Below are 13,429 nucleotides of genomic sequence, written 5' to 3'. Positions count from 1 at the left end.
ATGCACACATTAAAATATAAAATTGATTTTTATAGTTATTGGCATATTGGTTCTGGTATATCCGGAGGCACTTATGCAGATAGCACAGTTTTGAAAGATACTAATGGCTTGCCATATATTCCTGGTCGGACTATCAAAGGTCTTTTTCGAGAAGCAGCCAATTCAATTGCTTACTTTGATAATAATTTCGAATTTGATCAAGTTGAAAAAATCTTTGGAAGCCCAGGTACACACTTATCTCTTCAAAGTTCTAGTTTTTTCTCTGATGCCAAAGTCTCAAGAGCCTTTGCTGAAGTAGTTTTGGAAACTAAAGATTTTCCTTTGAAAGATGCGCTTTTCCAAGTGATATCATCTACGCAAATTGAACATGAATCTGGCACTGCAGCTAAAGGTTCCTTAAGGCAATTAGAAGTGACTGTGCCCTTAACTTTGTTTGGGAGTATTTCTTTAGAAAATCCAGTAAATGATGTATTAATAACTAGGAGTGGAAGTTGGATAAAAAGCTTGGGACTGAATCGTACACGTGGGCTAGGTAGATGTTCTATTTCTTTCACCTTTAATTCACCGCAATGAAAATCTATCATTTTACCTGTACACTACTTTCTGAGGTGGTTTTAACGACTGCTGCTGGCTCAGAATCCCCAGCAAAATCTTTAGACTATATTCCTGGAGCTAAGTTCCTAGGGATAACTTCCAACGAGCTTTACGATGAAGCTTCACGAGATACACAAACCCTATTTCACTCAGGGAAGGTTAGGTTTGGAAATGCTTATCCGAATATAGATCAGAAATCTTTCATTCCTGTACCAAATGTTTATTTTACTGAAAAAGGTAAAGGGTTAGAATCTGAAGTATATCTCCACCATAATGTGTCTAAATCAGATCTTCAATTGAAACAATCCAGAGAAGGATATATTCATATAAATGGAAAAAGCTCTCAACAGATAACTCTTGACCAAAATTTCAAATTGAAATCTGGTTACGATGCTGAAAAACGAAGATCTGAAGATTCAAAAATGTTTGGTTATTTCAGTTTACCAGTAGGTTCGACTTGGAGTTTTTCTGTTTCAGATGATACAGGTGAATTTGAGAATCAAATTAAAAATGCACTGACGGGAGAAAGAAAAATAGGGAGATCCAAAACTGCAGAATACGGACTGATAAAGATTTCTTTCGAGAAGACAACAGATGTAATAACTTCAGAAGAGTTTGCTTCTCCTTTTATCATTTATGCTTTGAGTGATTTATGCTTTTTGAATGATTTTGGAGATACAACATCACAACCAACATCATTTCAATTGACGGGTGATTCTACCTGTGAAATAGACTGGAACCTATCTCAATTACGCACTCGCATCTATCAAAACTGGAATGGGAAACGTGGTGCTAGGGATGCAGATAGAATTATTATTCAGAAAGGGTCAGTATTTTTTGTAAAAGGAAAAAATAAACTCAAATCTGATTTCTTTGATTCAGGCCTAGGATCATTTAAAGCAGAGGGCTTTGGTCAGGTTGTGGTAAATCCAGATTTTCTTAGCAGAAACGATGCGATTTTACCTTTTACGTTTGAAAAAATCAAAATAGAGTCAGACCCATTATTTAGCTATCCAAAGGAAATACAAGATCAGCTGAATACTCAAGTTGATGCGCTTAAGACTATAGTTAAAAGAGGGAAGGCAAGTGAAACAATACGGACTGAAGTTCTGAAGTTTAAAAAAGATCACCAAAATGAATTCAAAGGAGTCAATAATAGCCAATGGGGAATGCTAGGTGGTTATGCTTCTCAGGCACTAAATGCTGATGTATTTGAGAAAATGGTTTTTGATTCTGAAACTGGAGCTCTTTTCCGCGGTGCTTCGGAGCAAAACTGGCGTACAGGAAGGAAAAGACTCCATGATAAATTTCTTGAAGTAGCAAAATATGACAAGCTCAAGGCCATGTTGTTTATCAAAAAACTAGTTAAAGAAATGCCACTTAAAGACCATACGAAATGAGCTACCCGATACGTAAAAATGCCAGAATTCATTTAGAAGCAGAAAGTGCCTTTGCTATTAACTCTGGTAAAGTTGGATTAATTCGTGACAATGAGATACTTCGTGATTCCAATGGGCTTCCCTATATTCCTGGGACTACACTAGCTGGGATATTAAGACATTTATCAGGTAATCTTGAGGAAACTGCCCAAGTTTTTGGATCAGGTGGCAAGGACGGTGAAGGTAGCAAGGTGATGATTTCTTCTGCATGTATTATAGGAGAGGAAGGATTGGTTATTGAAGGATTGCAGTCACTTCCTCAGACCGATTTTTACAGCCATTTCCAGAAATTGCCTTTTAGAGATCACGTTGCAATTAGTGAGAAAGGTGCTGCTGTTAAAGGAGCTAAGTTTGATGAAGAGATTATTTTCAAGGGTACCCGTTTTGTTTTTGATTTGGAATTGATCTGTAATTCTGCTAAAGAGACTTCATGGGATTCACTTATGGATACATTATTTGATCCTGATTTCCGAATCGGCCACGGTACACGAAAAGGGCTGGGGCAATTCAAGATTTTACCAGATAGTCATCAAGTCTGTTATAATCTTAACCTAGAGGAGGATCTTGAAAACTATCTAAAAAAACCATCTTCACTCAATGGGAAACTACCTGGCGATAGAAAGCAGATTAACTCACTAGAAAACAATTTTGACGACTATCAATCAGAAAAAATTGAGTTGATACCTGTAAATTTTTTCCTCTTTGGGGCAGGATTTGGTGATATGGATGTAGATCATACTTCTAAACGAGAGAAAATTGTAAGCTGGGTTGATGGTAAACCAAAAATAACTGAGAAAGAATTTATAATAATTCCAGCCACTTCTATCAAAGGAGCATTAGCTCACAGAGTAATGTATCATTATAATTATAAGACTGAAAATTTTATACAATCCTCAAAGGGATCGGAGGAGAAAGATACGTCTATGGATATAGAGTTGTTGTTGAATAAACTACAATCCTTAAGTCAAGAAACTGAATTGACAGAGGAAACTACAGATGAAAAATTTTCTGCTATGCTAGAGGTTATTTCAAATTTTCAGTTCGATCAGGATGAAACTTGGATTACCTATGAGAAAAACCTTACCAACGAATTAGATCATAGAAGTAGAAAGGGAAAAGTGGCCGACCAATCCAAAAAAGTTATTAGGGATTTATTTGGTTATGCTGGTGATCAAGAACAGGAACAGGGGCAAGGACAACGTGGGAATGTACTTGTAGAGGATTGCTATATTCCTTATCAAGAGGATCAAGAGAAAATATTTAATCACGTGAAAATTGATAGGTTCACTGGAGGAGCAAGTAGCAGTGCTCTTTTTCAGGAAAAAGCATATTATTATCCAAAGTCAATCTCATTACAGATTTTAGTGAAGAAATCGATCTTTGATCTGGATCCTAATTATTCAGTAGCCTGGGAAAAAGCAATCGAAGAACTGAAATCTGGTCAAATTCCACTCGGTGGAATGACAACCAAAGGACACGGATTATTTAAACCACTCAATAGCCAAAACTCATGAAAAAGATACAAGTAAGTGATATCAATTTCAGCTTAGAATACGAAGGATATATATGGTATTCTAATGTTCAGAACCCAATTTATATTGATTCATCTCGACCAATAGCAAAGGAAGATTTTACCGACATGCCTTTTATAGTAGAAGGCTATCTATATAATAATTCTGAAAATGGTAAGAGTATCAAAATCAAATTTATTGACGGAGTCTATCAGATCTACTCTGTAGAACTCCAAGGAATTGCAGATGAGCAATGCTCTAGGGTGGAGTTTGTGATCAAAAACGATAAACGCAAGCTCAAAGCAGTACAATTTTGGGAGGAATCGCAGGATAGTGCCTGTGATGGAATGCCCGTACTTAAACCTTCTTGGATTGCTTTTGAAGGATTCCAATCATCAAACTCACCTGAATCATGATTACAGCACCCTATAATTTTGTACCCCTAAATGACAAAGTCGTAAACCCATTTTGGTCAGAATTTGTCAGTCATGATAAGCCATTTGAAAACGCTAAGTCTGGAACTCTTCAGGTAAAAATCACCGCTGAAAGCCCTATTTTTGTTAGAAATGGTAGCAAGAGAAAATTTAAAGAAGTTAAAGCTGAGAACGAAAAGATTGAACTTGAGGAGATTATAGATCCAGAATTTAACCATCTCAATGGGAAATACTTTATTCCTGGTGCTTCTATAAAAGGGATGATCAGAAATCTTATTGAGATCATGTCATTTGGAAGTATGGAGGACAAAGTTGATGATATTCGCTATTCTGTTAGAGACTTTCAAAATAACTCTATATACCCTAAGTCTGATCTTTCAAAGGAGTCTCTTTGTGGTTGGCTTCGTTTGGTAAATGGAAGTTATTATCTAAGATCGTGTGGACGACCTGGAAGAATCAAGCATATGGATCTAGATAAAATTTCGGGACCTCGGAAAATCTCTGCACATTATCAAAATCGTGGTAATGTATCAAAGCCTAAACAAAAAACTGCGAAGGATAAATATGATAATTTTACTTTCAATAAGGAAGGACATCGTTTCCGACAAGAGGACGAAGAAGATGGGATTGGGAGAAGAAAATTTGTAATTGATTCAGCCGGAGTAAATACTGGCACGATAGTATTCTCTGGGCAGCCAGGAAATCGAACAGAGCCCAATAAAGGCAAGCAATATGAATTTATCTTTTTTGAAAAGGATACAGCTGAAGTTGAATTGGGAACTAAGGAAGATTCCATCATCACTAATTTTTATCATGCTTATTATGATCATGATCGTAATCAGCAAGGTGATGATTGGAAATGGAGAAAAGCTCAACTATTAAAAGGAGAATCAATACCAGTTTTTTTTAGACTTAAAAATGATGAAAAGCCTCCAACAGCATCTAATATTAAGGATATGGGTTTGTCCCTGCTTTATAAGATCACGTATAAGCAATCCGTAAGAGAATTAATCAGAAATACTCAGGGAGAGAAGTTGAAAAAGGATTTTGCAGAGACTTTGTTTGGATATGCTACTAAAAATGAAGCGTTAAAAGGTAGGGTGAATATTAGTCATGCCTTTGCGACAGGAAGTCCTACAGTACTACCTATGGTAAAAGAAGTTCTTTCTGGGCCAAAAGCAACCTATTATCCAAACTATATAGCTCAAAACTCGGCTGATGGAAAAGTTTCTGGGTATTACAAAACCATGATGGATGCCAATGCAAAAATCCGTGGATATAAGCGTTATCCGGTTAGAAGTGGTGATGTGACACATAACCCTGCCCCGATCAATGAGAGAACAGGCAAGCCCAATGAGGGGGTTACTACGCAATTCAAACCTCTTGCCAAAGGTACTGAGTTTTCTTTCACAGTCAACTATCATAATCTGAGAGAAGAAGAATTAGGTGCGCTATTTTCCGCACTAACTTTTCATCTCAATGAAGGTTTCTATCATTCCATTGGAATGGGAAAGCCACTTGGCTACGGTAAAGTGAAACTAGACCTTCAAGATATCAACCAAGATGAAGCACTTTCGGCTGTTAAAAACTATGAAGGTTTTATGAACTGGGCCTTGAATAATTCCACTCCGTCATGGCACAAATCAGATGAAATTAAAGAATTGTTTACTATGGCAAAACCTCATACTCAGACTGACAAAGATCTGAAATACATGAAAATGGATATGAGGAACAATGAGTTCGTGAATGCAAAAGGTAGAAAGAAGCAAGATCCAAAGTTCTCATTACCTACATATTCACAGCTAGCTGGTGAGATAGTAATTAATAATCATATTGATGAATCTGACCTTTATAAATACAAGGCCTTTTTCGAGCAAGATGAAGTTAAATTCAGAAATCTTCAAACTGTCAATCCGAAAGAGCTCTATACTCAGATAATTACTGCTGAGAAAAATAAGATAGAACCAAAAATTGCAGCGCTAAAAGTTAAATTGATACAAGAACTCGAAGAGAGAAGGAGCAACTTGATTCTACAGCATGAGGAACAATTGCTTCGACTTAAACAGGAAGAAACAGCTCAAATATTAGCTCAACTAGATCATGAGAAAGAATTAGAGATTAAGAAGAAATTGGAATCAGGCCCAGATTATAGTTCCCTGAAGATGAATTCCAGAGCATTTGAGTCCTTTACCAAGCTGGTGAATCAATATGTGAAACTTATCCATGGTAAAGATTCAAAAAATCTAGGAAATGAGGCTGTTCCATACATGAAAGAAGAAGAAGCAATCGCCAAAACCTACAATAAGCTGAAAGAAATAGCTGGCCAACTATCTAAAAAAGATAAAGAGAACTGGTTGAAAAAACCTAGAGAATCGAATAGAACGTTTGAAAAGATTTCATTATGGATTGGTCAAGATCAAGCTGAAAGTTTATTCAATGAATTAGAAAATTCATAAACGTAGGATTATTCACACTTACCTAATAGCCATCTTGATCTAATGATCTGGATGGCTATGAGTTTCGTTTTAACCTGAAATGCCTAGCACCCTACTCTCCATTATCTCCAAACAGGCTCTCCCAACCTTGCACTTTATCAAGCAATTCAGAGAGCCTGATTCATTATTCATCTTTATCAGTACGATAGAGATGGAAGATACTCAGGCTACCCAATACATCATTGAGGCACTGTCACTACCACTAGATAAGTGTCGAACAGTAATCATCGATGCCAATGATGCTGCTCAAGCGAAAGAAGATCTCGCAAAGGCAAAATTTGCTAAGCAAGGAAAATATCTGATCAACCTCACTGGTGGAAATAAACTGATGTCCCAGATGGTCTTCCAGCAACTCCAGTTTTTTGATGCTGACATGTTTTATGCTCCTATAGGTTCATCTACCTATCAGCAGCTTTATCCAGAGATAAAACAAATCCCTAAAAAAACATCGATTTCAATTTCCCTAAAAGAATACCTCGAAGCCTATGGTTTTGAAATGTCTATTAGTGAAGATTTGATTCAATATCAGCCTTCACCCAAAAAACTGTTTCAGAGGGTATTAAAAACCGGGCATCCTGCAAAAGTAGCTGAAATAGCCACTGCCACAGATCAAGAGTACAAGGAATTAGATAAAAACTACCTCATGGGAACTTGGTTTGAATGGTACTTATACGATCACTTCAAGCAAACACTCAAGCTTGCTCCAAGCCAGATTGCATTCAATGTAGGTATCAAACGAAAAGATAACCCAAGTCTCTTGGATAAGGATAATGAGTTTGATGTGATGTTTATCTATCAGAATGACCTCTATGTCTTTGAGTGCAAGGTGTATCCTTCGGGAAAATTGAAAACAAATAGAATATCACAACCGCTATTTAAGCTTTCTTCACTGACTCAGAATTTTGGGCTTCAGTGTAAAAAGTATTTTGCCTACCTAGGTGAGTTTACTGAAGATTCTCAGGCAAAGGATCAATTGGATATACTGCGTCACAATCTCGGCGTAGTCAAAATCCTAGAGATCGAGCATTTCCGAAAGGAATCAGGTAAAGACCTCCTTAGAAATGATGAGGCATACAAAATCGATCAACTCATTAAAAAATTTAACTCTTAACGCTATGGCTAGGAAAGTATTTTTATCGTTTTTGGGATTAGGGAAATATCAAGAAACAGATTATTTCTTCGATCAAAAAAAAGACAATAGCTTTAAAACTCCCTTTATTCAAGAAGCTATTTTAAAACATTTAATTTCTAATGATATTCATGATATTAAGCCAATAATTTTTCTTACAAAAGAAGCTTATCAAAATTGGAATATCAATGATTTTAACAAAGGTCTTAAATGCTCTTTATCTAAAATTAATAAAGAGTTTGGTGATAGTAATTATGAAATACCTAGTGGGACTAGTCAAGAGCAAATTTGGAAAATATTCAAAGTTGTGTTTGATCAACTTGAAGACCATGATGAAGTTTTTTTCGATATTACGCATGGGTTTAGGTCCTTGCCTATGCTTGCAATAGTCCTATTGAACTATGCGAAATTTCTCAAAAATATAAAAGTTCAAGGTGTTTATTATGGTGCATACGATGCGAGAGAAACTGTAGGGGGCCTATCTTATACACCGGTATGGGATTTAAAATCCTTTTCAGCTATTCAAGATTGGACTAATGCTGCTAATCAATTTTTAAAAACTGGTAACGGTCTTATGCTTTCAGATCTTATAGAGGATACTGATTATTTTAATTTAAAAGATTCTATTTCACAATTTTCAAAGGAAATTCTTGTAAATAGAGGGCCAGAAATTTTTAAAGGTACCACACAATTAGCAATTCAAAAAGAACTTCAAACTTTAGATTTGAAAGTAAATGACCCTTTAAAATATATACTTAAAAGAGTAAAAAGTCATTTCGATGAGTATCAGGAAAATTCCATCATTAACGGTCTTAATGCAGTGAAGTGGTGTATTGATAATGGTTTGATTCAACAAGGTGCTACTCTCCTAGAAGAATTTGCAACTACTTACGTGCTTGTGAAGATTGGCAAGGGAAAATTGATGCAAAATCCTGATGTTAGAGGCTTTGTCTCAGCCGCACTTTCGGTAGCTGAAGGGAGTTATCGATATATGTATCTCGATCCAAACAACCCAAATATTAAACAAATAGAAAAATACCAAAAATTATCTTTTGTTGAAAAAGATGTTGTACCCACTGTATATCTATTAGACAATTACAAAGCCTTAAAATGTTTAGTAAATGACATTAAAAGCTCGATAAGAAATGATGTAAATCATGCAGGGTTTAGAGAAGCTCCCAAGACTTATGATGGGATGAAAAAATCGCTTGTAAAGAGATATGAACAATTTTTAAATCTACTATAGTCTCCATGCTCCTCAACTTCTCCAACCACCCTTCAGCCTCATGGCCAGAAAATCAAATTAAGATTGCTCAGCAATGGGGAGTGATTCAAGATCTTCCCTTTCCTCCAATTGACCCAACTGCCGATGAGCAGGAGATTGACATGCTTGCGCAACAGTATCTAAGCCAAATCCTCGAAATCAATCCTAATGCTGTCCATGTCATGGGTGAGCTGACCTTTTCGTTCAAACTCATCGAACTGCTGAAATCACATGGAGTCACCTGTATCGCCAGTACCACTTCACGCAATACGCAGGAAATGTCTGATGGTACCAAAGTCTCCAAATTTGAATTTGTCCAATTTAGATCCTACTAGTCATGTCCGAAATCCAGTTTTCCAATCACCAACTTCAAGCAAAAGAGGAAATAGAGTCTTTTCTACAGCTTGAAGGCCCTGCTGTATTCATACTCAAAGGCTACGCTGGTACGGGCAAAACGACTCTCTTGCAGTACATTGCCAAAGAACTGGCCTCCAAAGATCAGGACTTTGAATTGCTGGCTCCTACGGGTAGAGCAGCAGCCGTACTTCGCGCCAAAACTGGGCTGAAGACTACCACTATACACTCCTCACTTTATCAGTTCAAAGACATAGATGGCGAGCCTGAGGACTCCAAGGATGCTCCCGCCGAGGAATCATACGGGCAGATGCGCCTGATCTTTTCTGCCAGAATTATTGACCCTGATGAGCGTAAGCTTTTTATAGTGGATGAAGCTTCGATGATAGGCGATGCCAATACAGAAGCCACGAGCTATGCGCACTTTGGATCTGGCCATTTGCTGACCGACCTGATGCGCATGGTAGGCGACAATAAATTGATCCTTTCGGGAGATCCTTGCCAACTGCCTCCCATAGGTATGGAAACCAGTCCTGCCTTGGATGAAAATTGGTTTCGGCTTCAGGGTAGAAAAATCCGCAGCTTTGAGATGACCCAAATTTTGAGACAAAAAGCCCAAAACCCAATTCTCAAAACTGCCACGGCGCTGAGAAGAGAATTTTATAAAAGCAGTCTACCAAAATGGGTGAAACTCCCAGCCAGAGAAGCAAAAGAAATCCACCTACATAGCTATGAGCAAATGAAAGCTCAGTACCTAGCTCATCTGACTCAGCATGGACACGATGATTCTATCGCAGTGTGTATCAGCAATAGTAATGTGAAGGATATCAATGAGCTGGTAAGGCAGAAGATCTATGGCAATGCGAATGCTCCGCTTCAAAATGGAGACTTGCTCATGGTATCACAAAATAACTACCGTGTACCGCTGACCAATGGGGACTTTGTGGAAGTAACCCAGCTTGGAGAAGTTCGAACCCACTGCGGTATGTATTTTCAAGAGGTACAGGTAGAGGCAAAACTGACAGGTGTGCAGCATCAGACCTTACTTTGCTTAGAACCACTGCAGAATGGGAAACCAAATCTCAGTAACGATCAACAGCGTGCCTTGATGATAGATTTTAGTAGAAGGATGAGAGCCAAGGAAGTAAAAGCAAAGTCAACAGCCTTTTTTGAAGCGATGCGTACGGATCCTTACCTCAATAGCCTAAGAGCCAACTTTGGCTATGCGGTCACCTGTCACAAGAGCCAAGGAGGTGAATGGGATCATGTATTCTTTTTCCTCAACAAAGCCATGTATGTACAATCCCCGAGATCCGTCTTGCGCTGGTGGTACACCGGAGTGACGCGGGCCAAGGAACATCTTCACTTGGTCAAAGACTGGTGGATTGTATAGTATATTATCGATGCATATGTCAGTTTCTTTATTTTCAATGATAGCAAGATTGATGCGACTTGTGCGGTGGATGAGAATCTGGTTTATAAAATACTAGCCACCTAAAGTTTTGGCGCTAGGTAATAGTGAACAATTATCTTGTTAAACAGACTGTTTAAATCAAAACTCCTAAAATCATGAACCTTGTCATCAATAGCTTTGGAGCCACTTTGATCAAGGAAAATGGACTATTTGTCGTTCAGACAGCTGAAGGCAAACAATCCTTTCCTCCAGATCTAGTGAAGACCATCAGTATCTCCAAGGCAGCTCGGATCACTTCTGATGCAATTATCTTAGCCATACATCATCAGGTTGATGTCTTGTTTGTCAATGATATGGGTACTCCTGAGGGCAGGGTTTGGTCTGTCAAATATGGTAGTATTTCTAATATTCGCCGGGCGCAACTCAATTTTCTTTATTCTCCAGCAGTAATACCTTGGGTGAAGAAAATGATCTTCGAAAAGCTAGATGCCCAGGTAGCGCTCTTGCTTACGGTACAGCCTGAGAAGGAGGTCTTGCCCGCATTTAATATCATCAAAAGTGCAATCAATTCTATCGAAGATTACAAGGATAAGATCGATGGTATCGCTGCTGAGCACCTTTCAGATATTGCACCGACGCTAAGAGGCTGGGAGGGAGCTGCTTCCAAAAGGTATTTCCAGGCCATAGCCTCCATTATGCCTGAGCAGTATAGGTTTGAAGGCCGAGATAGAATGCCTGCCAAGGATCCATTCAATGCCCTGCTCAATTATTCCTATGGGATGCTTTATGGCAAAATAGAAGGAGCGCTGATCAAGGCTGGTATTGATCCCTATGTAGGTATATTCCATAGGGATGAGCACAACCGCCCCGCACTGGTATATGATGCCATTGAGAAATATAGGCCTTGGATGGATTATGTGGTGATACAGCTCACTACTCAGGAAGCCATTCCGGGAGAGGCATTTGAACGCAATGAACTAAATGATGCTGTGCTTCTCTCTCCATTGGCGAAGCGGATCCTTATCCAATCTGTCAATGATTACCTAGGCGAAATTATACCATTGGGCAATCGTACAGTTAGTCGCCAAAGCCATATTGACCTCCAAATGCAGGCATTGGCTCAGCATTTTCTAAAATTTGCAGAATCATGATTAGACTCGGTAAACATGTCACCCAGGCAGGAGATCAGCTTCAGGATGTAAGCCTAGCCAAATTTCACAAAGCACTACTCAATTCTGAAGGTGAAGTAGCTATTTTACAGCGTCGACTTCAGGCCATCCGCGGAATAGACCCTGCTCAGTATCGCAAACAAAAGACAGCGCTACCCTATGTAGTATGTGCTGATTTTCATCCTAAAGTGAGAAGAAAGGAAAACTTCATTCAGACAGAGCGATTTATACTAGACCTAGATCACCTTTCCGAATCAGGAATTGAGCTGGATGAGATGCGAGCCCAATTCCAGCAAGACAGTAGAGTAGAGCTACTCTATGCTTCGCCCAGTGGCGATGGACTAAAGGTGTTCTTTCGATTGGATCAGCCAATCAACGATTCGGCTTACTATGCAGCTTTCTACAAATCTTTTGGTCTCAAGTTACAAGCTGTTTACCAGCTGCAGGAGGTACTTGATATCAAAACCCACGATGTCTCTCGTTGTTGTTTTGTGAGTTTCGATCCCAAGGCTTATTACAATCCTGAAGCCGAACCAGTGATCGCGTCTGACTACCTCAAAAAAGAAGATTTATTTGCCCTAGATGAGCTTAGGTCTGCAATCAAAGAGGCTGAATCTATTCGCAAAGAATCCCCATCTGCCTTGACTGATTCTGCGGTCAAAGCACTTCCTGATGATGCCATCATGAGGATAAGAGAAAAAATGGGAATGAAAACTAGAGCCCCTAGAGTCAAAGACTATGTGCAGCCAGAGGAATTAGAAGATATTGTCACTCAGATGAAGGAAGTGTTGCTGGAAGTGGAACTCGCTATGGTTCAGGTTGATCCTATCTCTTATGGTAGAAAATGTAGAATTGCTAGTCGCAATGTAAACGTCTGGGCGGAGATCAACGTGTTCCTTGGGCGCAAGGGCTTGAGTTTTGTGGCTACTACCAAAACCGGAAGTGATAAGGCATTAGCCAAAGAAGTAGTGGTCTATTTAGATAGTACGATCAACCCACTATTTGCGCATGGCTAAACCCAAGCAACGAAAATTTGATCTGAAAGAAAAGATCGATAAAATCCGTAAGGCAGGACTACACAGGACCCTTGAACCTGACACCGATGACTCAGAATCAGCGCAAGATGCCGTATTGCCTCTGCCCGAGCGGATCAAAAAAATACTTGGAATTCTCCGAGACAAACCCATCAAAAGCACAACCATGAATTACCTGATACTCTACGACATTCAAAACAACAAAGTAAGAACGCTAGTTGCCAAGTACTTACTTCAGAAGGGTTGTGTGCGGGTACAGAAAAGTGTATTTTTATGCCATTCAGATCATAAGCTATTTGATGAGATCAACAAGACCCTAGCAGAGATCAATGAGGTGTATGAAAATCAGGACAGCATCATCTTAGTACCGATGAATATCTCAGATGCTAGGAGCATGAAGTTGATAGGTCAGAACGTAAACATCGAGCAGATCGTGGATCCGCCAAACACAGTGTTTTTTGTAAATTAGGAACCTTTATTATTGAGAAAATGAAGAGAAAGTATACAGAAATAGAAAATAAGCGATTGATAATCAATAAAATGACGGCACAAGGCCTCAAAAAGTATCATCCATTACAATAAGGATTAAGAC

The 13,429-nt window shown here is 38.7% G+C and carries 12 protein-coding genes; all 12 read left to right on the top strand.

The genetic code is table 11. The features are described 5' to 3' along the window. Entirely contained in the window at nucleotides 1-573 is a 573-nt protein-coding gene (locus tag LV85_RS18385) for an RAMP superfamily CRISPR-associated protein (protein ID WP_111322194.1), read from the top strand. Beyond that, entirely contained in the window at nucleotides 570-1,994 is a 1,425-nt protein-coding gene (locus LV85_RS18380) for a hypothetical protein (protein WP_111322192.1), read from the top strand. Before LV85_RS18385 ends, LV85_RS18380 begins: the two co-directional genes overlap by 4 nt. Further along, nucleotides 1,991-3,547, top strand: coding sequence for an RAMP superfamily CRISPR-associated protein (locus tag LV85_RS18375; protein WP_111322190.1), 1,557 nt, complete (start codon nucleotides 1,991-1,993; stop codon nucleotides 3,545-3,547). The genes LV85_RS18380 and LV85_RS18375 overlap by 4 nt, the downstream gene beginning before the upstream one ends. Beyond that, entirely contained in the window at nucleotides 3,544-3,960 is a 417-nt protein-coding gene (locus LV85_RS18370) for a TIGR04423 family type III CRISPR-associated protein (protein ID WP_111322188.1), read from the top strand. Before LV85_RS18375 ends, LV85_RS18370 begins: the two co-directional genes overlap by 4 nt. Continuing rightward, the gene (locus LV85_RS18365) at nucleotides 3,957-6,434 is read left to right on the top strand and encodes a TIGR03986 family type III CRISPR-associated RAMP protein (protein WP_111322186.1); all 2,478 of its coding nucleotides are present in this window, start codon (nucleotides 3,957-3,959) and stop codon (nucleotides 6,432-6,434) included. The genes LV85_RS18370 and LV85_RS18365 overlap by 4 nt, the downstream gene beginning before the upstream one ends. A 79-nt stretch (nucleotides 6,435-6,513) precedes the next feature. Continuing rightward, nucleotides 6,514-7,584 (top strand): Card1-like endonuclease domain-containing protein, encoded by a 1,071-nt coding sequence (locus LV85_RS18360; protein WP_111322184.1) that lies wholly within the window; start codon nucleotides 6,514-6,516, stop codon nucleotides 7,582-7,584. 4 nt (nucleotides 7,585-7,588) lie between these two features. Next, nucleotides 7,589-8,848: a TIGR02221 family CRISPR-associated protein gene (gene csx2, locus LV85_RS18355; protein WP_158531205.1), complete on the top strand. Its 1,260-nt coding sequence runs from the start codon at nucleotides 7,589-7,591 to the stop codon at nucleotides 8,846-8,848. Between the two features lie 5 nt (nucleotides 8,849-8,853). After that, complete coding sequence (locus LV85_RS18350) at nucleotides 8,854-9,201, top strand: CRISPR-associated protein (RefSeq protein ID WP_111322180.1); 348 nt, start codon at nucleotides 8,854-8,856, stop codon at nucleotides 9,199-9,201. A gap of 2 nt (nucleotides 9,202-9,203) precedes the next feature. Beyond that, nucleotides 9,204-10,613 carry an ATP-dependent DNA helicase gene (locus LV85_RS18345; RefSeq protein ID WP_111322178.1) on the top strand — a complete coding sequence of 470 codons (1,410 nt, stop codon included), beginning with the start codon at nucleotides 9,204-9,206 and terminating at the stop codon, nucleotides 10,611-10,613. Nucleotides 10,614-10,789: 176 nt separating this feature from the next. Further along, nucleotides 10,790-11,785 carry a CRISPR-associated endonuclease Cas1 gene (cas1, locus tag LV85_RS18340; protein ID WP_111322175.1) on the top strand — a complete coding sequence of 332 codons (996 nt, stop codon included), beginning with the start codon at nucleotides 10,790-10,792 and terminating at the stop codon, nucleotides 11,783-11,785. Next, a complete protein-coding gene (locus tag LV85_RS18335; RefSeq protein WP_111322173.1) occupies nucleotides 11,782-12,819 on the top strand; it encodes a CRISPR-associated primase-polymerase type B in 1,038 nt (345 codons plus the stop codon). The genes cas1 and LV85_RS18335 overlap by 4 nt, the downstream gene beginning before the upstream one ends. Beyond that, entirely contained in the window at nucleotides 12,812-13,306 is a 495-nt protein-coding gene (gene cas2 / locus LV85_RS18330; protein ID WP_111322172.1) for a CRISPR-associated endonuclease Cas2, read from the top strand. Before LV85_RS18335 ends, cas2 begins: the two co-directional genes overlap by 8 nt. The last annotated feature ends 123 nt before the right edge of the window (nucleotides 13,307-13,429 follow it).

Origin of the sequence: Algoriphagus chordae, from assembly GCF_003254055.1 — a bacterium.
GTDB classification, from domain to species: domain Bacteria; phylum Bacteroidota; class Bacteroidia; order Cytophagales; family Cyclobacteriaceae; genus Algoriphagus; species Algoriphagus chordae.
The sequence above is the reverse complement of the archived record's forward strand: the minus strand, read 5'-3'. Positions and strand labels throughout refer to the sequence as shown.